Genomic DNA, 25,064 nt, shown 5'->3' with positions numbered 1-25,064 from the left:
CCATCCCCCATTGGCTGCGCGTGCTCGCCCCCTCCCCGAGCCCCAGCTCGACGACGTTCACCTGCAGCGAGGAGACGCTGTGCAGATTCGCATCCTGGTGGTTGATGACGAGCAGGACAACTGCGACTACCTCAAGCTGGTGCTGACCCGCGAAGGCTACGAGGTCGTCACCACGACGGACCCCACGCAGACGGTGGAGATCCTCCGTGGCTCCGACTTCCACCTCGTCATCCTCGACATGATGATGCCGCAGATGTCGGGGACCGAGGTGCTGGAGCAGATCCGCAAGTACGACACCGACGTCGCCGTCATCGTCGCCACCGCGTACCCCACGGTGGACACGGCCGTCGCGTCGCTCAAGGCCCAGGCCTCTGACTACGTCAAGAAGCCCATGGAGCCCGAGCAGTTCATCTCCGCCGTCCGCAACGCCCTCCAGAAGAAGGGCCTGTCGCAGGACCCGGAGGCGGATCTCCACCGCGCCATCGGTCGCACCATCCGCGACGCCCGCAAGACGCAGGAGCTCACCCTCAAGCAGCTCGCGCGGCGCACGGGCCTGTCCGTGTCCCTGCTGTCGCAAATCGAGCGCGCCGAGTCCTCGGCGTCCATCTCGTCGCTCTACAAGATCGCCTCCGCGCTCCAGCTGCGCATGGGCGAGCTGTTCGGCGACACCTGAAGCACCCCCACCGCCTCGCCGGCCGCTCCAGTCTCTAGCGGCCGGTGAAGCGGGGCGGTCTCTTCTCCAGGAACGCCGCCCGCCCCTCCTTCGCGTCCTCGCTGGCGAACGCCCTCGCGCGCAGCTCCCGCAGCCGCGCCCGCTCCGAGTCCCCGAGCGGCGAGCGCCCCAAGAGCCCGAAGGACTCCTTCATCCCCGACACCGCCCCGGGCGCATGCCCCGCCAGCGTCGCGCACAGCGCGTCCGCACGCGCCTCCGCGTCCTCCTCGCACACGTCCAGCAGCCCCCAGTCCAGCGCCTCGCGCGCGTCCAGCTTCCTCGCGGTGAGGAACAGCTGCTTGGCCCGCGACAACCCCACCAGCCGCGTGGCCCGCGCCAGGCCCTCCGGCGAGTAGACGATTCCCAGCTTCGCCGGAGGCATGAGGAAGACCGTCTCCGGCGCGCCCACGCGGAAGTCACACGAGGCCGCCAGGTCGAACCCCGCCCCCACCGCCGCGCCGCGCACCAGCGCCACGCTGGGCGCCGGGTGCCGCTCCAGCTTGAGCAGGCAGTCCACCAGGATGTCGTCCGGGAGCCGCCCGTCCTCCCCGGGAGGCCCCAGGTGCGTCAGATCATAGCCCGCGCAGAACGTCCCGCCCGCCCCTCGCACCAGCAAGGCGCGCACGTGCGGCGCGGGCTCCAGCGCCGCGGCCAGCCGCGCCAGCATCGCGTCGTTGAGCGCATTGCGGCGGGCCAGGTTGGAGAGCGTCAGCACCCGCACGCCGTCCTCCCGGTCCTCCACCTCCACCCCGGGTGACTTCTCCATCGTCATGGGCTTCGACTCGCCTCCACACACGGATTTCGCGCGCGAACCTCCCACGCTTCCGCCCCGGGATGCCTCAGCAAATACGGCCGTCCGCGCGCATCCACACCTCGTCGCGCGGGCCCTGCTCCCCTGCCCGCCCGACGAGCGAGACACCGTGCAACAGGTCCCTACAATCCAGTAAATTTGCGGCTGTAGGAGGGCATGGCGTACCTTGTCACACCGTGAAGCCCTCCTCTTCCTCAGGCACTGGTGTTGGTGTGGTCGACCTCCATGGCGCGCGTCGCGCGCGGCGGATGGACCTCTACCGTGGCCGTCACGCGGACCGCGTCCGCGGAGTCCGAGGCACGCTCGAAGCACTCACCCAGAGCGGCACCCTCTTCACCCAGGACGGCACGCGCCGCGGCCTGTCGCTGCTCAAGGCCCTGCAGCTGTTGCAGCGGGCCGGCGCGCGACTGGAGGAGCTGTCGGGGAGCGGTGTGATTCCGGCGCCCCGCAAGCAGGAGCGCATCGACGCGCTGTACGAGGAGCTGGACACGCTCTTCGCTCGCGCGGACAAGCTGGCCGGGCGGGACGAGGCCAGCGTGGCCCAGCTCCCCGCCCGCTAGTCCTTCGCGGGGACTACGGCAGCTCCGTCTGACCCTGCCGGCGCAGGAACGTGGGGATGTCGAACTGGTCCTCGTCCAGAGGCAGCGCCGACTCCTTCACCACGGACGTGCGGTTGCTGATGCTCTTGCTGGACTCCACCGGAGCGAGCGGACGCGGCGCGCTGCCCTTCGCGGGGACCAGGCTGGCCACCTCCTCGCGCGCGCCAATCAGCACCGACTGCTGCGGCGAACGGGAGAGCGGGACCTGGACCACCGGCGCCACGTTGCGGACCTTGGGCGCATCGCGGTGCACGAAGCCCGTCGCGATGATGGTGATCTTCACCTCGTCCTGGATGTTCTCGTCGATGAGCGAGCCGAAGATGATCTCCGCCTCGCTGTCGGCCGCGTCGTGCACCAGGGTCAACGCCTCGTTGACCTCCTGGAGCGTCATGTCCCGGCCGCCCGTGATGTTGATGAGCAGGCCCGTGGCGCCGTCGATGGAGACGTCCTCGAGCAGCGGGCTGGAGATGGCCTGCTGCATGGCCGTCAGCGCGCGCTTGTCGCCCGACGAGTTGCCCGTGCCCATGAGCGCCAGACCCTTGTCGCTCATGATGGTCTTCACGTCGGCGAAGTCGACGTTGATGTAGCCGTGGTACTGGATGAGGTCGCTGATGCCCTGCACGGCGTTCAGCAGCACCTCGTCCGCGCGCTTGAAGGTCTCCAAAAGCGGCATCGGCTCGTTGGAGAGCGACAGCAGCCGCTGGTTCGGAATGGTGATGAGCGTGTCCACCGCGGCCTTGAGCTCCACGATGCCCTGCTCGGCCTGCTTGCGGCGCTTGTTGCCCTCGAAGAGGAAGGGCTTGGTGACGACGCCCACCGTGAGGCAACCCAGGCTCTTGGCGATGTCCGCGATGATGGGCGCCGCGCCCGTGCCGGTGCCGCCGCCCATGCCCGCCGTCACGAAGACCATGTCGGCGCCCTCGAGCACCGCGGCAATCTGGTCCCTCGACTCCAGCGCGGCCTCGCGGCCCATCTCCGGATTGGCGCCGGCGCCCAGACCCTTGGTCAGCGTCTGCCCCAGCTGCAGCCGCGTGGGCGCCTTGCTGGCGGCGAGCGCCTGGATATCGGTGTTGGCGGCGATGAAGTCCACGCGGTCCAGCTTGGACATGATCATCGTGTTGACCGCGTTGCAGCCTGCCCCACCTGCCCCGACGACCCGAATCTTGGCGGCCTGCTTGTTCTGATCGAACTGGTCCATACGCGGTCCTTTCGGCAGGCGTCGCGCGATGCAGCGCGCGGGCCTCCAACCTCCACAATCATCAGCAAGTCCCGATCTTTGGCAAGTATTCCGCTACGCACATGTAGCGGGATGAGGCGGCACCGAGTCCTGACGCGCACTTACGCAGCGGCGTCGGCAGCAAGCAGCGTGGCGTGGAGGGTCCACTTCGCCCCTTGACTCGCGAAAGGCGGCGCGCCCTGGCGGGTCCCCCACCCCGGCGTGACGGGTCTTCACGCACCGTCAGGCGCCCAGGACGCATGGTGGAGGACGCGTCTCGCGACAAAAACCGAGGGTGGCCCCGGACAGGATTCCGGGACCACCCTCGGGGTTCAGCTCCAGCTCAGGTCAGCTCAGGGGCTCTCGCGCTCCACCTCGACCTTGCCGACGCGCAGGATGGTGAACTCCACGCGGCGGTTGTTCTCGCGGCCCTTCGCCGTCTTGTTAGTGTCCACCGGCTTCGCCTCGCCGAAGCCCTGCGACTCCAGGCGGCCGGCGTCGATGCCCTCCTTCACCAGGAACGCGCGGACGTTGGCGGCGCGGCGGCGCGACAGGTCCAGGTTGGCCGCGTCGTTGCCCTGGTCATCCGTGTGGCCCTCCACCCGCAGCAGCTCCACCTGCGGATTGGCGCGAAGCACCGCGGCCACCTGCTTCAGCAGCGGGAAGCTGCGCGGCAGGATGATGTCCTTGCCCGTGGCGAAGTAGACCTTCTCCAGGATGAGGATGCGCTCGCCATCCACCTGGACCTTCACCTTGCCCTTGTCGGGGCAGCCGTCCTCGTCCTGGACGCCGTTGATGGTCTCCGGCTCCAGCGGGCACTTGTCCGCCACGTCCGGGATGCCGTCCCTGTCGTTGTCCGGGTCCGGGCAGCCGTCCTCGTCCTGGAAGCCGTCCTTGTCCTCGGGCTGGTTCGGGCAGCGGTCATCCGGGTCGAAGATGCCGTCGCCATCCGTGTCCACCGGCGGCGCCACGTCGGGGCAGCCGTCCTCGTCCTGGAAGCCGTTCTTCGTCTCCGGCTCGTTCATGCACTGGTCGTCGCCGTCGAGGATGCCGTCCTGGTCGTTGTCCGGGTCCGGGCAGCCGTCCGCGTCCTCGAAGCCGTCCTTGTCCTCGGGCTGCGTGGGGCAGCGGTCGTCCGGGTCGTAGAGGCCGTCGCCGTCCGTGTCCACCGGCGGAGGCGGCGCCGTCGGCTTGGGCGACGGCGGCGGGCTGAAGCTGAAGCCCGCCAGCAACCGGTAGCCGGGCGTGCCGTAGCCTCGGGTCAGGCCCGGGCCACCGCCGAGGTGCGCCGAGAAGCCCTTCGCCGAGCGGTACTTCAGCGCGGCGAGCAGCTCCAGCGGGCTCTCCTCCGTGTCCTGCTCGTCCAGACCGATGGCGCCAATCACCGTCGCCTCGGCGGCGAGCGGGACGCGGCCCAGCGAGAAGGGAATCTCCGTGCCCAGGCCGTAGGTGAAGGCGTTGCCCGCCGTCAGGTTGCGCAGCACCTGCTTCTCGCGCAGGTCCACGCCGACGTTGGCGGCGAAGCGGACCCGCTGCCCGTACTCGGCCACCAGCTTCGGCTGCACCGCCACCCCCGAGCCTCCGAGGAAGTCGTTGCCGCCCGCCGTGGGGAGCACCACCGGCACCGCCAGCGCGAGCCCGAAGTTCTCCCCGTCGATGATTCGCGCCTTCGGAACCAGCCGCAGGTCACCGATGCCGCCGGAGCTCACGCCATCCGCCAGCGAGGCATCCACCTGCGGCGCCGGGTCCGAGCCCTGGATGGTCACCGGCAGCACCACGCCGATTTCGAAGCGGTCGAACAGACCCACCGCGCCCATCAGGTCGATGCCCACCTGACGGCTCACCACCGCGGTGATGAAGCGGTCCGAGCGCGGGTCCAGGAAGTTGAGCGGCTTGCTGGCGTAGTTGAGCGACAGGCCCAGGTTGAGGCCCAGGTGGCGCTGCACGCGGGCGCTGTGCAGACCGAGGATGTCCTCGGCGCCCGGGCCCGGCTTGTAGCGCTGCACATCGATGGACTGCGACGCGCCCCGGGGCGGCGTCACCTGCGCGTGGGCAGGCTGGGCCACGAGCGTCCCCGCGAGGACCAGGCCTCCGGCGACACCCGCCGCCACCGCCCGCGACGAGCGGCGGAGGCGACCGAAGAGGGGCAGCGCGAGCAGCAGCAGCGCCAGCGGAGCGAAGGTGCCCGCGCCGCCCGTGCTGCAACCACGGCCCACCACGACGAAGTCGTCGTTGCCATCGAGCGGGTTGGAGCCGCCCTCGACCTCGTCACCGTCGCTCGCCCCACCGCGGTCGGTGTCGGCGTCGTTCGGGTTCGTCTCACCGTTGTCGAGGCCACCGTTGTGGTTGGCGTCCTCCTGGCCATCGCGCAGGCCGTCGCCGTCGGTGTCCGGGTTGAGCGGGTCGGTGGCGTTGGAGCCCTTGACCTCCACGCCGTCGCTCAGCTCGTCGTCATCCGAGTCGGCGTCGTTCGGGTCGGTCTCCGTGGCGTCACGGCGGCCGTCGTGGTTCTTGTCCTCCTCGCCATCGCGCAGGCCGTCACCATCCGTGTCCGGGTTCTTCGGGTCGGTGGTGGTGGTGGGGTCCGCGTCCGGCACGAAGTTCGGCGAGTCGAGGTTGGTGCCCGGGCCCGCCGTCTCGCGCGTGACGCCGCGCTCGGTGCCGTCGTTCAGCCCGTCGTTGTCGCTGTCCGGGTCGAGCGCGTCGATGACGCCGTCCCCATCCGTGTCGGTGAGGCCATCCTCGCCGTCGGGCACGCCGTCGTCGTCGGAGTCCGCGTCATGCGGATCCATGCCCAGCTCGATTTCGCGCGCGTCGGGGACGCCGTCCAAATCGGAGTCCAGGTCGTCCGCGGCCACGTTCGGGTCCGTCTCGCCCGGGTCGACACGGCCGTTGTGGTTGGTGTCCTCGTTGCCGTCGAACACGCTGCCGCCGTCGGTGTCCCGGTTGAGCGGGTCCGTCGTCGTCGTCGGGTCCGCGTCCGGGATGAACACGTCCAGGTCCGTGTCCGTGCCCTGCGGCTCGGTGATGCCCAGCTCCGTGCCGTCCTGCAGCCCGTCGCCGTCCGTGTCCGCCTTGTTCGGGTCGGTCTCGCCCGGGTCGACGATGCCGTCGTGGTTCTTGTCCTCGTTGCCGTCGAGCACGCCGTCGTCATCCGAGTCGTCGTCCAGCGGGTCCGTCCCGCCGACGTTGACCTCGATGCCGTCGGAGATGCCGTCGCCGTCCGTGTCCGCGTTGTTCGGGTCCGTGCCGCGAGCAATCTCGTCCGCGTCCGTCAGGCCGTCGCCATCCGAGTCCAGGCCGATGGTCCACGTGAAGCTCGCCGGCGTGGGGTCCACGTCGCCGTCCGCGTCCACCGCGCGCACCTGGAAGGTGTGCTCCCCGTCCGCCAGGTTCGTGTACTGGGTGGGGCTGGTGCAGGGGGTGAAGGCGCCGCCGTCGATGGAGCACTCGAACGTCGCGTTCGGGTCGGCCAACACGGTCTCGAAGCTGAAGTCCGCGGTGGCGCTGCCGGAGCTCGCGGGCGGGCTCGCGGTGATGCGCGTGTCAGGCACCGTGTCCACCGTGAAGCTGTGGGTGTCCGTGGCGGTGTTGCCGTTGGCGTCCTCCGCCGTGGCCGTCACCGAGTGGGGCCCGTCGGCCAGCGGCGTCGACACGGGCACCGACCAGGTGCCGTCCACACCGACCGTCACCGTGCCCACCGTGGTGCCGTCCACCACGACCGTCACCGTGGCGCCCGGCTCACCCGTGCCCGAGTAGGTCACCGTACCCGTGGTGAGCACCGCGCCCTCGGCGGGCGTGGTGATGGCCACCGACGTCTCCGCGTCCACCGTGAAGGTGTTGGTGTCCGTCGCGGTGTTGCCCTGCGCGTCCTCCGCCGTGGCCGTCACCGTGTGCGAGCCGTCCGCCAGCGGCGTGGCCACCGGCAGCGACCAGGTGCCGCCCGCGCCCACCGTCGCCGTGCCGACGACGGTGCCGTCGACCGTGACGGTCACCGTGGCGCCGACCTCGCCCGTACCGGAGTACGTGACGACGCCGTTGTCGAGCACCGCGCCCTCCGCGGGCGTGGTGATTTCGACCAGGGTGCTCGTGTCCACCGTGAAGGTGTGCGTGTCCGTGGCGGTGTTGCCGTCCTCGTCCTCGGCCGTGGCCGTCACCGTGTGCGAGCCATCCGCCAGCGTCGCGGCGACCGGCACCGACCAGGTGCCGCCCGCGCTCACCGTCACCGTGCCCACCGTATTGCCGTCCACCACCACCGTCACCGTGGCGCCCGGCTCGCCCGTACCGGAGTACGTGACGACGCCGTTGTCGAGCACCGCGCCCTCCGCGGGCGTGGTGATGGCCACCGTGGTGGCGGTGTTCACCGTGAAGGTGTGCGTGTCCGTCGCGGTGTGGCCGTGCTCATCCTCCGCGGTGACCGACACCGTGTGCGAACCATCCGCCAGCGACGAGTTGCCCGGGACGCTCCAGCTGCCGTCCGGCCCCGCCGTCACCGTGCCGACGACGGTGCCATCCACCGTCACCGTCACCTCGGCGCCCGGCTCGGCCGTGCCCGTGTACGTCACCTCGGCGGTGTTCACCACCGCGCCCTCGGCGGGCGTGGTGATGGCCACGCGGGTGCTCGTGTCCACCGTGAAGGTGTTCGAGTCCGTCGCGGTGTGGCCCTGCGCGTCCTCGGCCGTGGCCGTCACCGTGTGCGGGCCGTCGTTGAGCGAGGAGTTGCCCGGGATGCTCCAGCTGCCGTCCGGACCCGCCGTCACCGTGCCCACCGTGTTGCCGTCCACGCTCACCGTCACCGTGGCGCCCGGCTCGGCCGTGCCGGAGTACGTCACCGTGCCCGTGGTGAGCACCGCGCCCTCGGCGGGCGTCGTCACCGCCACGTTGGTACCCGTGTCCACCGTGAAGGTGTTCGAATCCGTCGCCGTGTTGCCGCTCGTGTCCGTCGCCGTGACGCTCACCGTGTGCGAGCCGTCATCCAGCGGCGTGGCCACGGGCAGCGACCAACTGCCGTCCGGACCCGCCGTCACCGTGTCGATGACAGTGCCGTCGACCGTGACGGTCACCGTGGCGCCCGGCTCGGCCGTACCCGAGTACGTCACCACGGGGTTGGTCAGCACCGCCCCCTCGGCCGGCGTCGTCACCGCCACCGACGTCGTCGCATCCACCGTGAAGGTGTTCGTGTCCGTCGCGGTGTTGCCGTTCGTGTCCTCGGCCGTGGCCGTCACGGAGTGAGCACCATCCGTCAGCGGCGTGGCCACCGGCACCGACCACGTGCCGCCCGCGCCCACCGTCACCGTGCCGACGACAGTGCCGTCGACCGTGACGGTCACCGTGGCGCCAGGCTCGCCCGTACCCGAGTACGTCACCACCGGGTTGGTCAGCACCGCGCCCTCGGCCGGCGTCGTCACCGCGACGGACGTGCCCGTGTCCACCGTGAAGGTGTTCGTATCCGTCGCCGTGTTGCCGCTCGTGTCCGTCGCCGTGGCCGTCACCGTGTGCGGCCCGTCATCCAGCGGCGTGGCCACCGGCACGGACCACGTGCCGCCCGCGCCCACCGTCACCGTGCCGACCGTCGTGCCGTCCACCACCACCGTCACCGTCGCGCCCGGCTCACCCGTACCCGAGTACGTCACCACGGGGTTGGTCAGCACCGCGCCCTCGGCCGGCGTCGTCACCGCCACCGACGTCGTCGCATCCACCGTGAAGGTGTTCGAGTCCGTCGCCGTGTTGCCGCTCGTGTCCGTCGCCGTGGCCGTCACCGTGTGCAGCCCGTCCGCCAGCGGCGTGGCCACCGGCACCGACCACGTGCCGCCCGCGCCCACCGTCACCGTGCCCACCGTCGTGCCATCCACCACCACCGTCACCGTCGCGCCCGGCTCACCCGTACCCGAGTACGTCACCGTCGCGTTCGTCAGCACCGCGCCCTCGGCGGGCGTGGTGACAGCGACCGACGTGCCGGAGTCCACCACGAACGCGTTCGTGTCCGTGGCCGTGTTGCCGCTGACGTCCTGCGCCGTGGCGGTCACCGTGTGCGGCCCGTCCGCCAGCGGCGTGGCCACCGGCACCGACCAGGTGCCGCCCGCGCCCACCGTCACCGTGCCCACCGTCGTGCCGTCCACCACCACCGTCACCGTGGCGCCCGGCTCACCCGTACCCGAGTACGTCACCACCGGGTTCGTCAGCACCGCGCCCTCGGCGGGCGTCGTCACAGCAACGGACGTGCCCGCGTCCACCGTGAAGGTGTTCGTGTCCGTGGCGGTGTGGCCCTGCGCGTCCTCGGCCGTGGCCGTCACCGTGTGCGGACCGTCGGCCAGCGGCGCCGCCACCGGCACCGACCACGTGCCACCGGCGCTCACCGTCACCGTGCCCACCGTGGTGCCGTCCACCACCACCGTCACGGTGGCGCCCGGCTCACCCGTGCCGGAGTAGGTCACCACCGGGTTCGTCAGCACCGCACCCTCGGCCGGCGTCGTGACGGCGACCACCGTCTGCGTGTCCACCGTGAAGCTCGAGGTCGTCGCCGTGCTGGTGCGCGTCGCGTCGCGAGCCACGGCCGACAGGTTGTAGAGACCGTCCGCCAGCGTACCCGGCACCGTGAAGGTCCAGTTGCCGCCGGAGACCGGGATGTTCGTGTACGTGGTGCCGTTGATGGTCAGGTCGACCAGCGTGGCGCCGCCGGACGCCGTGCCGGTGATCTGCGTCGGAGACGCGAGGAGCACCGCGCCGTTGGCCGGCGTGGAGATGACCGGGGGAGGCAGGGCGTTCTGCACGGTGAAGGTGTTCGTGTTGCTCACCGCGCTCGTCGCGCCGTTCAGCACGGACACCGCGTTCACCGTGTGGTTGCCCACCGCCAGGTCCACGGTCGGCGTGTACGTGAAGTTGCCCAAGGCATCCGCTGGGACGGTGGCCAGCACCACGCCGTCAACAGAGATGACGACCGACGAGTTGGGCGTCGCCGTGCCGGAGATGGGAGGACGCACGCCCGTGATGGAGCCGTTGGCCGGCGTCACCACCACCGGAGCCGCCGGCGTCACGAAAGCGCCAGGGAGCGTGGTGATGACACCCACGCCGCCCGCGATGGCGCCGTAGGTCAGCCCGTCCGGAGCGCCGGCCGTGGGCTGCGTCCCCGGAAGTCCACCCGTGACGGTCGCCGTACAAGCCACGTTGGCGCCCTGGAACAGGATGCGACCACCACCGCCACCACCACCCGTGCCGTGCTCGGCGAAGGTGGTGCTGCCGCCGTTGCCGCCGTTGGCCGTGACGAGGTTGTTGTTGCAGGTCAGGTTTCCGGTGGTGCGCACGGAGACCGTGCCGCCGGAGCCACCGCCACCCGCGGCGTCGTTGGCGTCGTCCCGGGCGTTCTCGCCCGCCACACCGTTGGCAGAGACACGGCCCGTGCCCGACAGCGAGGCCGCGCGGATGTACACGATGCCACCCGCCGCGCTGCCGCCACCACCGAAGTCGTCGTTGCTGTGACCCGCACCACCACCACCGCCGAAGAGCAGAGTGCTCACGGGCGAGTAGATCATCTGGGTACCGCCGCGACCACCGACGTCACGGGAGGGAGGCTCGTCACCGCTCCACGTCCGGCCGCCCTTGCCACCCGCGCCCGCGCTGCCACCACCACCGCCGCCCGAGTTGTGGCAGATGCCACCACCGGCACCGTTGGCGATGTTGCCGTAGCCCGAGGAGCCCGCGACGAACGGGTCGGTGTTGTCGTAGGCCGACAGCACCACGCCCTCACCCTTCTGCGCGCCACCCGGATACGCCTGGTTGATGCCAGTGCAGCCGTCACCCGAGCCGTTCCAGAAGATGCCGCCGCGGAAGCCTCGGCCATCCGCGTGGATGGCGCCGTTGTTCGTCACCGCGCCAGTGGCCAGGAAGATGAGCACGCCGCCCGTGGCGCCGTCCCAAGGCGCTGCGACGATCGAGCCTGCGGCATTCACCGTCACCGTGGTGTACTCGGGGACGCGGATGACCTGGATGGGAAGAGTGCTGCTGGACGCGAAGGACACCGTGAACCCAGTCGCGAAGGAGAGGCGCGTCGCGGTCAGCGCAGTGACACGCGCGAACTCCCAACGCCCAACCGGGGCGTTCGCCGCCGTGCTCATGTCGATGGGCGTCTGGTTGCCTGAAGCCGGCGCCGTGAGCCCGGCCGGCTGGTAGACCATCACCAGGTTGCCCACCGCGAACCCGGTGGTGGACGCGACGTTGACGAAGGTCTGTCCAACTTGGACCGTCCCCGACGACACCCGGGTATAGGTGTTGATGACGGTGTTGGGGACGTTGACCGTCAGCGCCGTCGTTCCGTTACCGAGGTGGAAGCGGTCGGGCTCCGCGTGAGCCGCGGGCGCCGCCAGCGCGGCACACAGGAGCGCCAGCAGACCGACGACGGGCAAGCCAGCGCGTCCACGACGTGCCGCGACCTGCGAAGTGGGAGTTTTGGATGTGGGAGTCATAGGACCGGGGCCGCGGGGTGTAGGGACTGGCCCGTGCGGCAGTGAACGCCCATAGCAATCCAGGAGCCACACTCCGTCCACTTCCGGTCCACGCCCTGTTTCAGGGGGGTTCACTCGGACGCCCCCCTCCCTCCAGGCCCGCGGATCCGAATCACGGATCCGGATTCTGGAAACCGGATGACCCACCCCTCACGTCTCCCTCGGGCTGACCTGTCAGGACCCTGCGGGGCAGCCGCCCTGACACGTCAACGAAGGGGGCACCGCTGACGCATGCCGCCAGAAAAGCGACGAGGGGCCCTCCTTCCGGAAGAGCCCCTCGCGTTACGACAGGACGCGCGCTGCGTCCCAGGCGCTAGAAGATTTCCTCGAGCCACTCGCGCATGCGGCCCTTCACCTTCTTGTACACGTTCTCCTCGCGGATGCGGAACATGCGCCGGTCCAGGTGCTTGGCACCGTAGACGACCAGGCCCACGCCCGTGGCGTACATGGGGCTCTTCACCACGTCCACCAACCCGCCGATGCCGCGCGGCATGCCGCGACGCACGGGCAGCCCAAGCACCTCCTCGGCCAGCTCCGGCATGCCCGCCAGCAGCGTGGAGCCACCCGTAATCACCACGCCCGAAGCGAGCAGGTCCTCGTAGCCGCACTTCTGGATCTCGCGGTGCACGAGCTGGAAGATCTCCTCCACGCGCGGCTCCAGAATCTCGCAGAGGATCTGGCGGCCGAGCACGCGCGGCTGACGGCCCCCGACGCTGGGGACCTCGATGGTGTCGTCCTTGTTGATGAGCGACGCCAGCGCGCAGCCGTACTTCTGCTTGATGCGCTCGGCCTCGTGCGCGGGCGTGCGCAGGCCGATGGCGATGTCGCTGGTGAGGTTGTTGCCGCCCAGCGCAATCACCGCCGTGTGGACGATGGAGCCGCCGGAGAAGATGGCGATGTCGGTGGTGCCGCCGCCGATGTCGACGAGGCACACGCCCAGCTCCTTCTCGTCCTCGCCCAGCACCGCCTCGGCGCTCGCCAGGGGCTGCAGGACGATGTCGGAGACATTCAGGCCCGTGCGGTTGGCGCACTTGACGATGTTCTGCGCGCTGGACACGGCGCCCGTGACGATGTGGACCTTGGCCTCCAGGCGCACGCCCGCCATGCCCAGGGGCTCCTTGATGCCGCCCTGGTCATCGATGATGAACTCCTGGGGCAGCACGTGGATGACTTCCCGGTCCAGGGGGATGGCCACCGCCTTCGCCGCGTCGATGACGCGCGCGATGTCCGCCTCGCGGACCTCCTTGTCCTTCACCGCCACGATGCCCTGGGAGTTGAACCCCTTGATGTGGCCACCGGCGATGCCCGTGTAGACGTGGGAAATCTCCGCGCCCGCCATCAGCTCCGCCTCTTCGATGGCGCGGCGGATGGAGGAGACGGTCGCCTCGATGTTGACCACCACGCCCTTGCGCAACCCCTTCGACGGATGCGTCCCGATACCGATGATGTCGATACCGCTGTCGGTCAGCTCACCGACGATGGCGCAAATCTTCGTCGTGCCGATGTCGAGGCCGACAATGATCTCCCCCGACTTCTGCTTCGCCATGACAACCCTCCCAGGCCCCCCACTCTCGTGAAAGGGGCGTCCTCTTACGGCTTCGGGCTCCCGCTCCTCTCGGACGCGGGGCTCGAAATCTTCACCGCCACCCAGCCGGGCCGGGCCCGGTTATCCAGGTGAATGATCTCCGCTGCAAGCCCCCTCGCGCTCAGTTCGCGACGAACACGGGCCAACCGCTGCAGCTTGACCTCGGAATCTCCTTCGCCTAGGCGCACTTCCTGGCCGGACGCGGCCACCAGTGTCACCTCCCGCCCCTCCATCCGCACCTCGGACAGCCGCTCGGGCTTGCCCGGGGACGCGCTCGTGTAGGCCCGCGCCACCTCCAGCGCCGCCTGGAACCGCTGGCGCGCCACCTGCGGGTCCGCCACGTACCCGTCCCTGTCCACCCCCGTCACCAGCGGCAGGTCCAGCCCGTCGCCGGGCGTCACCCGCTTGAAGGGCTCGCCCTCCTCGTCCAGCACGTACAGCTCGCCCAACACCGCCAGCGCCTCCGGGACATGCTCGGACACCTGCACCGAGACCCGGTTCGGGAAGCGCCGCGTCACCTCCACCTTCTTCACCCACGGGTGCTGGCGCATCGCGCGCTCCAGCGCCCCCGTGTCCAACGTCCAGAGGTTCTGACCCTTCGTCAGCGCCGCCAGCCGCAAGAGCTCCACGCGCGAGGCGCGCTCCAGGCCGGTGAAGGACACCGCCGCCAGCTCGAAGCGGGGCGACGACAACGCCCACTTGCGCGTCTCCACCCCGCCCCACACCAACAGGCCCGTCGTCAGCGTCAGGGCCAGTACCTTCACGACGCCCGGGCCCTTCGAACGCACCGCGCTCTTCACCGCCTCATTTCGCTGGGCGGAGTCTTGACGGCGGCGGTTTTTGCTTCGTCCGAAGGCCATGGTGAGGGAACGGTGTCACGCATGCTGCGCGCGGATGGATCTCCACGCCAGTTTTTGGCAACAGCCACGTTGCTGTAGCGCGTGAAACACCCCTGAGGAAACAAGGCTCCCGCCCCAAGCGGGCCCCTGGCGAAGGGCGGCGGACCTTGATCTTCAAGCGGCTGGATTTCAAGGGGACTTTTATCAAGCCCGCGCGCGGAAGCGTCAGCGGGTGAACTCACGGCGAGAACCGGAGCTTTCGTCCCCGCCTCGAAACGCCCGCCGCCCTCCCGCGGCCCGACCGGACGGGCTCATGCGGGAGGGCGCCCCGGCCTCCTGGACTTCGGGACGATGTCCCTGCACCGGGCGGGCGGGGGAGGCCCACCCGGTGGCGGACCTCACAGCCGGGTGCTGGCCTGGAGCACGGTGACGCGGTCCTCGACGAGCTGGTGCCATGTGAGGCGGTAGGTGCCCGCCTCGAAGTCCAGCGTCGCGCTGTCGTACTGAACGCCGGTGGAGGTCTCCCCCGGAGTGGCCCCCGCGTGGAGCGGGCCGGTGCCCACCGCGTAGGACAGGGCGAGCACGCCCGCGAAGTCCCGGGGCGACGCCGCCACCGCGCCACAGCCCTTGTCGTCACAGACCATGCGGCCCGCGTTGGCGTTGGCGGGGCGGCTGCTCGCCGCGACGTGCACCCAGTTCGCGCCATCCCAGCGGAACCACGCCTTGCCCGTGTGCAGGCGCAGGCCCTGGGGGGACGGGCCCACCAGCGCATAGCCCCCCTGCCCCGGGATGCGGGTGAAGGTGTGGTTCCAGGTCTCGCCGTTGAAGGCCCGCCAGCCAATCTCGTCGGAGAGTCCCTCCACCATCATCAGCGTGTTGCCGTGGACGACGTACTGCTCGTCATCGATGTGGGCCGAGCTCCCGTAGGTGTTCTGGAAGATGCCGCCCATGCTCACCCTCGCGAGGAAGTTGATGTACCGGCGCGCGGACACCACGAGCTGGCTGCCCACCGCGTCGACATCCAGCCGGTCGATCTGCCAGTTGTTGATGGTGTCCGCGGGAAGGGTGGTCGTCGCCGCCGACCACGACAGGCCATCCGCGCTGTAGGAAGTGCGCACGTTCGCGATGCCCCACGCGACGAGGAAGCCACCACCGCTCTGGTCCACGTCCAGGTGAAGCTGGGTGGCCGTCACGCTGTCGAGCAGGACGGCGGTGCCCAACTGGTCGTCCTCGTAGCTGACCACCCGCACGTCCAGCTTCCCGTCCGTCACCGGCTGCTGAAAGGCGACGACACTGCGGCCCTCGTGGCGCGCGACACGCGGCTTGCGCGCGGGACGGGCCACGTGCACGGGCTGCCCCCAGGACGTCCCGTCGTATTCGGCGAGGAAGACGCTCCACGCCCCGGCGTCGAACTGCTCCCAGGCCGCCACGCCCCGCCCGTCTGGCAGGAAGTCGATGGAGCTCACCCCCACCGTGCCCGTGGCGGCGGGCGCCGCGAGCGGCCGGGGCTCGGCCCACTCGCCCGCCCCTTGGTACGCGCGCACGGTGAGCTGTCCGGGCGCCGCGAAGACCACGCCCTGTCCTGAGTCGATGGGAATGAACGAGGCACGGCCCGCCGTGGAGTCGCGCAGCAGGACCGCGGGTCGCCAGCCCTGGAGCGTGAGCGCTGTGCCCCACACCTGATGGTTGGCGGTGGCGCTGCCCGTCTCGGTGAGGACGAGCAGGTCGTCGCCCTGCACACGCAGGTCGCGGACGCGGCTCATCCCCGTCACCACGGTGGCCGTCACCGGCGAGGACCAGGAGCCGCCCGTCTGGTACGTGGCGCGCAGCTGGCTCGTGCTGACGCTGGCGGTCCACAGCGCCACGAAGTTGCCGTGGCTCCGCGCGACGCCCCACAACGTGCTGACCGAGTTCTCCGCGAGCCGGACCTCCGGCTGCCACGTGCTCCCCACGCGGTCCGCCGCGTACGGGAAGCCGTTCGCGTGGACGTAGACGGCGGTGATGCCCTGTCCGTCCGTGGCGAGCTTCACCGCGTCCGAGTCCGAGGTGGAGATGAGCTCCGGGGCGCTCCACTGCCGCGTGGCCCGGTCGAAGCGCGAGAACTCCGTGCCCCGGTCGCTCACCCACGCGCGGACGAAGGTGTCTCCCACGCGGAGGTAGTCGGCGTCCGCGCGGGACGAGAGGGAGCTCTGCACCCACTGGACGCCGTCGTAGGTGACGGCGACGCGGGGGTTGGCGCCCGGCGTGGAGGCAATCAGCACGGCGCCGCCGTTGTGGAGGAACGTGGGGTTCGCCCCCAGCGTGCCGGTGGCGAAGACCTCCGCCCACTGGTTGCCGGAGAGGGCGCGGATGCGATTCGACTCGACCATGAACAGGCGCCCGGCCGCGCTGAACAGGCGCCCGGTGGTGTTGGGCCCGGCGGTCGTGAGCGTCGTCCCATCGAAGGCGACCACGCGCTGGTTGATGCCCGTCGCATCCGGCCAGGAGATGGCGAAGCGGTTGTCCCAGACGGCGACCTGAGGAACCACCGCCGCCGAGGTGCTCACTCCGAGCAGCCGTGATGCACCGTAGCCGCCGCCGGAGTCGAGCGCCGCGCGCACCTGGACGCCCTCGCCGGTGTCCTCGTTCCAGACGGCCAGCGTGCCCAGGGGGCCGGTGGCGAACACCAGGCCGCCGGGCTGCCCGTGCGTGGCGCCGCTGACCTGCGTGCGCGTGTCCACCGTTCGGAGGGTGTACGTGAAGGGCGCGGCGAGCGTCTGTCCCTGGGGCGTGCGGACGTCCTTCACCGTGGCCGTGTAGACGGTGGCCGGCGCGAACGGCGGCACCGGACGGAATACGGCGGTGCGGGTGGAGGCCTCGTAGTTCACCAGGCCCGAATGCCCCGCGACCGAGAAGGTCGTGGTGTTGACGGAGGCCGGGTCCAGCGGACGGTCGAAGCTCACGCGCAGCGCGCCGTCGCGCGAGACGAAGCGCGCGTCCCCGACGGGCAGCGCGCCCGTCACCTGGGGAGGTGCGGGCTGGAGCTCCGTGACGAACCAGAATGGGTTGGAACCCATCCACGGGTAGCCGTTACCCGCGAGGTCCTCCACGTCGTCGATGGTCACCCGGTAGCGCGTCTGGTACGCGAGGGGCGAGGTCGGCGTGAAGATGGCCGCCATCCGTCGGTCATCGTAGCGCACGGTGCCGGGCACCTTGCGGACGGGCTTCGCGCCAATCTCGTCCATCTCCTCCAGATAGAAGCGCTCCACGCTCACCGTGGTGGGGCGCAGGGGCTCCGCGAAGATGCCCTCGATGGCGGCGATGCGTACGGGGACACCCGTCGCCCCGTATGCGGGGAAGGTCGATGCGAGGCTCGGCGCTCCGTTGTCCGCGACGATGCTCAGGGTGAACGAATAGCTGAAGCTGCTCGTGAGCGCGTTGCCCGCCAGGTCCTTCGCCTGGGTGGAGAGCGTGCCGGTGACGACGGCGCCCGGCGCGGGCAGCGGGTTCAGCCGGAAGTAGGCCGTGCGGGAGCTGGGCTCGTACGAGATGGCCCCCGTGAGCGGCGCGGCTGGTGAGTCGTCCAGCTTCTGCTCGAAGCGGAGCGTCTCCGCGTTGAGGGTCCGCGGGTCCATCTGCTCCTCGAAGGTGAGCGAGTACACGGGGTAGCCCACCGCCACGTACCGCTGCTGATGCGTGGGTCGGGTGGAGGACACCGTCGGTGCCCTCGTGTCCGTCTCCGCGCCCACGCTGAAGCGGAAGACATAGGGCCCGGGCAAGCTGTTGCCTGTCGTGGTGCGCAGCGCGGTCGCGACCGTGACCGTCACCAGCGTGTCGGCCGCGAAGGTTCGCGCGGGGACGAAGGCCAGGGAGCGCGTGGCGGCGTCATGGGTGACGGCGCCCGCAACCGCCACACCGTTCTCCGTCACAGTAAGGCTCGCGGATCCCACGGTGGTGTCGTCGAGCGCATCGACGAAGGCCACATGGATGCGCGTGTTGCGAGGCACCTGCTCCGCGTCCTGCATGGGGAGTGTGTAGTCGATGAAGCCCACGCCATCCGACGTGGGCCCGCCTCCGTCTGTCGGCTCCCCTCCTCCGTCCGGGACATGGGCATCGGGTGAACCTCCGTCAGGACTCCCCGCATCCGAGCCCGAGTCGACGACGTCCACCGGAGGGTCGTCGGACTCGGAGTCCTTGCAGGCGGTGACTCCCAGCCAGAGGGCCAGGATGAGCAGGACACTGCGCTTCCACGGAGCGTTCGCGTTCATGAGAGGTGGGGGCGCGGTGAAGAACCGACGGGCCACTTTTGCGGACCCAATCCAGCCCCTGCTCAAGAACGGATGGCGCCGAAAAAGTCGCACATTCCGTTGCATCTGCCATCACGTCTCGCCTACGCGGAGACTGAGAGTCCTGGGAAAGAGGACGCGACGACGCCTCCACTCTCACCACGGCACACAGTGGCGGACGACAGGGGTGGTCGAGGTGGACAGGTCGCGCCGAAGCGAACGTGCCGGCCGAATCGTCCGAAGTCTTCACGCGCGCGGCATGAGGGCCACGCACAGGACAGCGCGTTCCACCAAGACGTCCGGCGTCGCCACGCACACGGAGGAATGCCCACGCGCAGGCCAACTGGCGGGACCACCTCGGCTCAGTGCCCCGCATCGGCGGCAGTGACACCACCTTGTCGCCGAGCGCTCAGTGGAGAGACCACGCGCAGCCCTGTTGAAGGGCGGCCATTTCACCTCAACTTCCCCCCGCAGCAGCGCCACCGTCATGCCAACTCACGCTCGTCAAAGGGGCCAGGCGCAGCCCAGTCGAAATGCGCCACCTCGCATCAAGGCCCCGCAGCAGTGAGAGCACGCAGCACCAACGTCATGCCGCTTCGCGCTCACCACAGAGGCCACGCACAGCCCAGCGGGAGCGCGGCCACCTTGCATCCCCCCTCAGCATCGAGTGCGCGCAGTTCCACCGTCATGCCAACTCACGCTCGTCACAGGGACCAGGCGCAACCCAGCTGAAGGGAGCCACCTTGCGTCAGCGCCCCGCATCAGCGGAATCAAGCAGCGCCGCCATCGCGTCGCCGCGTGCATGAAGGAGCGCCAACGCGCAGTGCAGCTGAAGGAGCCGCCTTGCGTCAGCGCCCCGCATCAGCGAGGCGCGAGCAGCGCCGGCATCCCGAGCTGCCCCCACACAGGGGCGAGCCTCCCGCTCAGGCCTTGAGGCATGCCCCCACGAGCAGCCGCTCGCACAGCGCCGGGAAGTCGATGCCACGTCCCGCGGCAATCTTGGGCAGCAGGCTCGTAGCCGTCATGCCCGGCAGCGTGTTCGTCTCCAGCAAGAACACATCGCCACCCTCGGTGACGATGACGTCCGAGCGCGAGCCACCCGCGCAGCCCAGCGCCCGGTGCGCGCCCAGGCACACCTCGTTCACCCGCGCGTACTGCGCCTCGGGGAGCGGCGCGGGGAAGAGGTACTGCGTGCCAGTCCCCGCCTTGTATTTCGCGTCGTAGTCGTAGAACTCGCGCGCGGCGCGGACCTCGATGACCCCCAGCGCCTCGTCGTCCAGCACGCCACCCTGCACCTCGCGGCCCTTCACGAACTGCTCGACCATGAGCGTGCCCGCGTACTTCGCGGCGTCCTTCACCGCGGCATCGTACGCATCCCGCGTCTTGCAGATGTGCACGCCCACGCTGCTGCCCTCGCGGCTGGGCTTCACCACCACCGGGAAGGGGAACGGCAGCGAGTCCCCCGCGGCCAATGCGGACGCCTCGTCCTGGAACGCGCGATACGCGGGCGTGGGAATGCCATGCGCCAGGAAGATCTGCTTCGCGTACACCTTGTCCATCGCCATCGCTGACGCGAGCACACCGCTGCCCGTGTACGGGATGAACATGGACTCGAGCAGCCCCTGGAGGCTGCCGTCCTCGCCGTAGCGGCCGTGCACCGCCAGCCACGCCACGTCCACCTTCTCGGCGACGAGCCGCGCGGGCAAGTCCTTGCCCACGTCGATGTCCACCACGTCGTAGCCCAGCGAGCGCAGCGCGCCCGACACGGCCGCGCCCGTGCGCAGGGACACCTCGCGCTCGGACGACAGGCCGCCGAACAACACGCCCACGCGCTTGTGCTTCAGCTCGTCCTTCGTGAAGGCGCCGCGATTGACTGTCATGGCAGGAAGACTCCCACGCGTTTGACTTCGGGTTTCATGTCGACGCCAGTGGCATCCTTCACGCGCGTCTGCATCAGCGTGATGAGCCCCAGCACGTCCCGAGCGGTCGCCCCGCCCAGGTTGACAATCCAGTTGGCGTGCAGCGTGGAGATCTGCGCCCGCCCGAGCGTGTGCCCCTTCAGGCCCACCAGCTCGATGAGCCGCCCGGCATGGTCACCCGGCGGATTGGTGAAGACGCTGCCGAAGTTCGGCTGGCTCAACGGCTGCGTGCGCTTGCGGTACCCCAGGTCCGCGTCCATCGCGACCTTGGACGCCGCCACGTCCCCGCGCGGCAACCGGAAGCGAACCCGCGTCACCACCCCTCCAGCAGGCAGCTCCGAGTGACGGTACGCATGCGGCACCTGCGCCTTCGTCAGCCACCCCACCCCGTCCGGCGTCGCGACCTCGACGGCCTCGATGACACGGAAGGCCTCGCCGTTCTTCGTGCCCGCGTTCATCGCCACCGCGCCGCCCAGCGTCCCGGGGATGCCCGCGAGGAACTCCGCGCCCACCAGCCCCTGCGAGCGCATCACGTTCACCAGCTTCACGATGGCCGCGCCCGCCCCCAACGTGATGAGCCCACCCTCCGGCCCCACGTCGATGAGTTCCGGGAACAAGTCCCCGGGCAGCTTCACCGTGACACCCGGCACGCCGCCATCCCCCACCAGCGTGTTCGCGCCACCACCGAGGATGCTCAAGGGCGCGCCCTCGTCGCGCGCCAGCTTCAACACCTCCACCAGCGCATCGCCAGAGCGCGGCCGCACCAGCACCTCCGCCGCGCCGCCCACCCGGACGCTGATGAGCGGAGCCAGGGGCTCGCCCGCCTTCAGCTCGCAGTCCGGCACCCGCTCCAACCGGAGGGCCAGCGCCGTCTTCACGCCTGCTTCCACCATGACGCGCTAGCCCTTCGTCGGAGCCGCATGGCCGAGCAGGCCGAGCAGGTCCGGACCCACGTGGGTGATGTCACCCGCGCCCAAGGTCAGCACCAGGTCCCCCTCACGCAGCCGGGGCAGCAGCGCCGCCGGCAGGTCCGTGCGCTTGGGGACGAACGTCACGTCGCGGTGGCCGTGCGCGCGAATCGCGTCCGCCAGCGCGTCACCGGTGGCGCCCGGAATCGGCTCCTCACCGGCGGCGTAGACGTTGGTCACGAAGAGCAGGTCCGCGTCGTTGAACGCGGTGGTGAAGTCCTTGAACAAATCGTGCGTGCGCGTGTAGCGGTGCGGCTGGAAGGCCACCACCAGCCGCCGACCGAAGGCGCGCCGGGCGCCCGCGAGCGTGGCCAGCACCTCCGTGGGGTGGTGCCCGTAGTCGTCCACCACGGTGATGCCATTCGCCTCGCCCTTCACCGTGAAGCGCCGCTGCACGCCGCCGAACTCGGCCAGCGCCGTGCGCACCGTCTCCAGCGGGATGTCCATCTCCTCCGCCACCGCGATGACCGCCAGCGCGTTGAAGGCGTTGTGCGCGCCCACCATGCGCACCCGGAACTCCCCCAGCGCCTCGTCCCGGCGGAACGCCTGGAACGTGGTGGTGAACCCATCCAGGGTGATGCTCTCCAGGCGGTAGTCCGCCATGTGCGAGCTGCCGTAGGTGACGAAGCGCTTCTCGATGCGCGGCAGGAGCGCCTGGACGTTGGGGTTGTCCAGGCACAGCACGTTGAGGCCGTAGAACGGCACCCGGTTGCAGAACTCCACGAAGGCCGACTGGAGCACCTCCAGCGAGCCGTAGTGGTCCATGTGCTCCGGGTCGATGTTGGTGACGATGGAGATGGACGGGTGCAGCTTGAGGAAGCTGCCGTCGGACTCGTCCGCCTCCACCACCATCAGCTCGCTCTTGCCCAGCTTGGCGTTGGAGTCGAGCACGTTCACCTTGCCGCCCACCACCGCCGTCGGGTCCAGGCCCGCGGCGCTCAGCACCGTGGCCACCATGGACGTCGTCGTCGTCTTGCCGTGGCTGCCGGCGACGGCCACCGCGTACTTCAGCCGCATCAACTCCGCGAGCATCTCCGCGCGGGGGATGACGGGAATCTTGCGCTGGCGCGCGGTGACGACCTCGGGGTTGTCCTTGCGCACCGCCGAGGAGATGACCACCACGTCCGCCTGGACCAGGTTCTCGGCCTTGTGGCCCTCGAAGATGGTGGCGCCCATGCGCGTCAGGCGCCGGGTGATGTCGCTCTCCTTCAAGTCGCTGCCGGACACCCGGTAGCCCAGGTTGAGCAGCACCTCGGCGATGCCGCTCATGCCGATGCCGCCGATGCCCACGAAGTGCACCTGCGCGGCGTGCCGCGTCTTGAAGAGACTGGGGGGCTTGTTCCTCGTCACGACTCGCTCCTGGGCGCCTTCTTCGCTTCGGGTGTGGCGCGCTCGCGGCCACTGGGGCCCCAGGTCTGCACCATCAAATCCACGCACACGTCGGCCAGCTCCTTCGCCGCCTCCGGACGGCCCAGCAGCGCCGCCTTCTTCTCCATCCCCTTGAGCCGCTCGGGGTGCTCCTTGAGCGTGCGCAGGGTCTCCGCCAGCTTCGCGCCCGTCAGCTCCGACTCCTGGAACATCAGCGCCGCACCCGCGTCCACCAATGCCCGCGCGTTCACCGTCTGGTGGTCATCCGTCGCATGCGGGAACGGCACCAGGATGCTGGCCTTCTTGCACACCGTCAGCTCCGCCAGCGTGGTGGCGCCCGCGCGACAGATGACCAGGTCCGCCTTCGCGTACGCGCTCGACATGTCGTCGATGAACTCCACCACCTCCGCGTCGAAGCCCTTGTCCTGGTAGCCCTTGCGCACCATCTCCAGGTCGTTCTTGCCCGTCTGGTGCACGAAGCGCAGCTCGCCCTTCAGGTCCCCCAGCGAGTCGAGCGCCTCCAGCATCCGCTGGTTCAAGCCCCGCGCGCCCAGGCTGCCGCCGAAGACGAGCACCGAGAAGTGCTCGTGCGCCACGTGGCTGCGCAGGTAGTTGTCCATCAGCTTGCGGCGGATGGGGTTGCCGATGAGCTGCACCTTCTTCTCGGGGAAGAACTGGCGCGCCTCCTCGAAGGCGATGAACACCACCCGCACCACCTTGCCCAGCACCTTGTTGGTGAGGCCCGGCAGCGCGTTCTGCTCCTGGATGGCGGTGGGGATGCCCATCAGCCACGCGGCCAGCACCACCGGCCCGCTCGCGTAGCCACCCACGCCCACCACCACGTCCGGCTTCTGCCGGGCGAGGATGCGGAAGGACTCGATGAACGCCAGGGGCAGCGCGATGAGCGCCTTGAGCAGGGAGAAGAAGCCCTTGCCCTTGAGGCCCTGCACCTTCACCAGCTCCAGCGGATAGCCCTCGCGCGGCACCACCCGCGCCTCCAGGCCCCGCTCGGTGCCCACGAAGACGACCTCGTTGGCGTGGTGACGCGTCACCACCTCCTCCGCCAGGGCGATGCCCGGGAACAGATGCCCTCCCGTGCCGCCTCCCGCGATGAGCACCTTCACGCCGCCACCTCCCTCAGCTCCGAACCCGACCGGGCGCCCCTCGGCGCCCCCTGCGCGCTGGCGCTCAGCGACAACAACACGCCCGCCGCGCCCATCAGCACCACCAGCGACGAGCCGCCGTACGAGACGAACGGCAGCGTCAGCCCCTTCGTGGGCAGCAGCCCCATGGCCACGCACATGTTCACCGTGGCCTGGAAGGCGATGATGGAGGAGATGCCCAGCCCCAGGTACGTGCCGAACGACTCGCCCGCCGCCAGGCTCGCGCGCACGCCGCGCCACAGGACGATGGCGTAGAGCACCACCAGCACACCCACGCCGATGAGGCCCGTCTCCTCGCCGAGGATGGCGAAGATGAAGTCGGTGTGCGCCTCCGGCAGGAAGAAGAGCTTCTGCCGACCGTCGCCCAGGCCCAGGCCGGACACGCCGCCGGAGCCGATGGACATCAGCGACTCGGCCACCTGGTAGCCCACGTCATGCCGGTGGGCCCACGGGTCCAGGAAGGCCAGGATGCGCTTCATGCGGTACGGGCTGGACGCAATCGCCACGTAGGCCAGGGGCAGCGCGAGCAGGATGGAGCCGACCAGGTAGCTCAGCTTCGCGCCGGCGGCGAACAGCAGCACGAACAGCATGAAGACCAGCAGCACGCTGCTGCCGAAGTCGGGCTGCAGCATGCAAAGCATCACCAGGATGCCGCACAGCGCCAGGTGCGGGAGGAAGCCCACGGAGAACGTCGCCACCTTCTCGCGCTTCTTCGCCAGCGAGTACGACAGGTAGACGACCCACGCGAACTTGGCGACCTCCGCCGGCTGCAGGCTGAAGCCCGGCAGGCGAATCCAGCGGCGCGCGCCACCCGCCGTCGAGCCGATGCCGGGGATGGCCACCAGCACCAGCAGGACGATGGCCGCGAGCAGCAGCGGATACGCCCAGCGCGCCAGCTTGCGCCACCCCACCTTCATCGCCACGGCCATGGCGACCAGGCCCATGCCCGCCGCCGTCACCTGCCGCTTGAAGAAGTAGAGGCTGTCGCCGAGCTTGTCCTGCGCCAGCACCGCGCTCGCCGAGTACACCATCACCAGCCCCATCGTCACCAGGGCCAGCACCGCGCACAGGAGGATGGGGTCGAACCGCACGGGAGCGTTCGACGGAGGAGAGGTCTTCAT

At 70.0% G+C, this 25,064-nt stretch carries 13 protein-coding genes; 2 read left to right on the top strand and 11 right to left on the bottom strand.

The window, feature by feature from the left end:
• The first annotated feature begins 79 nt into the window (after nt 1-79).
• Entirely contained in the window at nt 80-673 is a 594-nt protein-coding gene (locus K8625_RS03735; RefSeq protein WP_046715490.1) for a response regulator, read from the top strand.
• A gap of 34 nt (nt 674-707) precedes the next feature.
• Here K8625_RS03735 and K8625_RS03730 read toward each other — a convergent pair whose 3' ends face one another.
• Nucleotides 708-1,484 (bottom strand): enoyl-CoA hydratase/isomerase family protein, encoded by a 777-nt coding sequence (locus K8625_RS03730; RefSeq protein WP_223781841.1) that lies wholly within the window; start codon nt 1,482-1,484, stop codon nt 708-710.
• 251 nt (nt 1,485-1,735) lie between these two features.
• Between K8625_RS03730 and K8625_RS03725 the strand changes: the two genes are divergently transcribed.
• Nucleotides 1,736-2,083, top strand: a complete 348-nt coding sequence (locus tag K8625_RS03725) for a hypothetical protein (protein ID WP_046715492.1) — start codon at nt 1,736-1,738, stop codon at nt 2,081-2,083.
• Between the two features lie 13 nt (nt 2,084-2,096).
• Here K8625_RS03725 and ftsZ read toward each other — a convergent pair whose 3' ends face one another.
• The 10 genes from ftsZ to ftsW all read right to left on the bottom strand — a co-directional run bounded on the left by ftsZ (nt 2,097) and on the right by ftsW (nt 25,064).
• Nucleotides 2,097-3,320, bottom strand: coding sequence for a cell division protein FtsZ (gene ftsZ, locus K8625_RS03720; RefSeq protein WP_046715493.1), 1,224 nt, complete (start codon nt 3,318-3,320; stop codon nt 2,097-2,099).
• 371 nt (nt 3,321-3,691) lie between these two features.
• Nucleotides 3,692-11,737 (bottom strand): Ig-like domain-containing protein, encoded by an 8,046-nt coding sequence (locus tag K8625_RS03715; protein ID WP_223781840.1) that lies wholly within the window; start codon nt 11,735-11,737, stop codon nt 3,692-3,694.
• A 412-nt stretch (nt 11,738-12,149) separates the two neighbouring features.
• The gene (gene ftsA, locus K8625_RS03710) at nt 12,150-13,382 is read right to left on the bottom strand and encodes a cell division protein FtsA (RefSeq protein ID WP_046715495.1); all 1,233 of its coding nucleotides are present in this window, start codon (nt 13,380-13,382) and stop codon (nt 12,150-12,152) included.
• A gap of 44 nt (nt 13,383-13,426) precedes the next feature.
• The gene (locus K8625_RS03705) at nt 13,427-14,281 is read right to left on the bottom strand and encodes a cell division protein FtsQ/DivIB (RefSeq protein WP_141326182.1); all 855 of its coding nucleotides are present in this window, start codon (nt 14,279-14,281) and stop codon (nt 13,427-13,429) included.
• Between the two features lie 377 nt (nt 14,282-14,658).
• Nucleotides 14,659-18,507 (bottom strand): Ig-like domain-containing protein, encoded by a 3,849-nt coding sequence (locus K8625_RS03700; RefSeq protein ID WP_223781839.1) that lies wholly within the window; start codon nt 18,505-18,507, stop codon nt 14,659-14,661.
• 941 nt (nt 18,508-19,448) lie between these two features.
• On the bottom strand, nt 19,449-20,405 hold the full coding sequence (locus tag K8625_RS03695; protein WP_141326183.1) for a D-alanine--D-alanine ligase: 957 nt from the start codon (nt 20,403-20,405) through the stop codon (nt 19,449-19,451).
• A complete protein-coding gene (murB, locus tag K8625_RS03690; RefSeq protein WP_223781838.1) occupies nt 20,402-21,337 on the bottom strand; it encodes a UDP-N-acetylmuramate dehydrogenase in 936 nt (311 codons plus the stop codon). Before murB ends, K8625_RS03695 begins: the two co-directional genes overlap by 4 nt.
• A gap of 6 nt (nt 21,338-21,343) precedes the next feature.
• Nucleotides 21,344-22,762, bottom strand: a complete 1,419-nt coding sequence (gene murC / locus K8625_RS03685) for a UDP-N-acetylmuramate--L-alanine ligase (protein ID WP_223781837.1) — start codon at nt 22,760-22,762, stop codon at nt 21,344-21,346.
• A complete protein-coding gene (gene murG / locus K8625_RS03680) occupies nt 22,759-23,904 on the bottom strand; it encodes an undecaprenyldiphospho-muramoylpentapeptide beta-N-acetylglucosaminyltransferase (protein WP_223748280.1) in 1,146 nt (381 codons plus the stop codon). The genes murC and murG overlap by 4 nt, the downstream gene beginning before the upstream one ends.
• Nucleotides 23,901-25,064: a putative lipid II flippase FtsW gene (ftsW, locus tag K8625_RS03675; RefSeq protein ID WP_223748279.1), complete on the bottom strand. Its 1,164-nt coding sequence runs from the start codon at nt 25,062-25,064 to the stop codon at nt 23,901-23,903. Before ftsW ends, murG begins: the two co-directional genes overlap by 4 nt.

It is taken from the genome of Myxococcus sp. AS-1-15 (assembly GCF_020037055.1).
GTDB classification, from domain to species: Bacteria; Myxococcota; Myxococcia; order Myxococcales; family Myxococcaceae; genus Myxococcus; species Myxococcus fulvus.
This window is presented reverse-complemented; position numbering and strand designations above follow the sequence as displayed.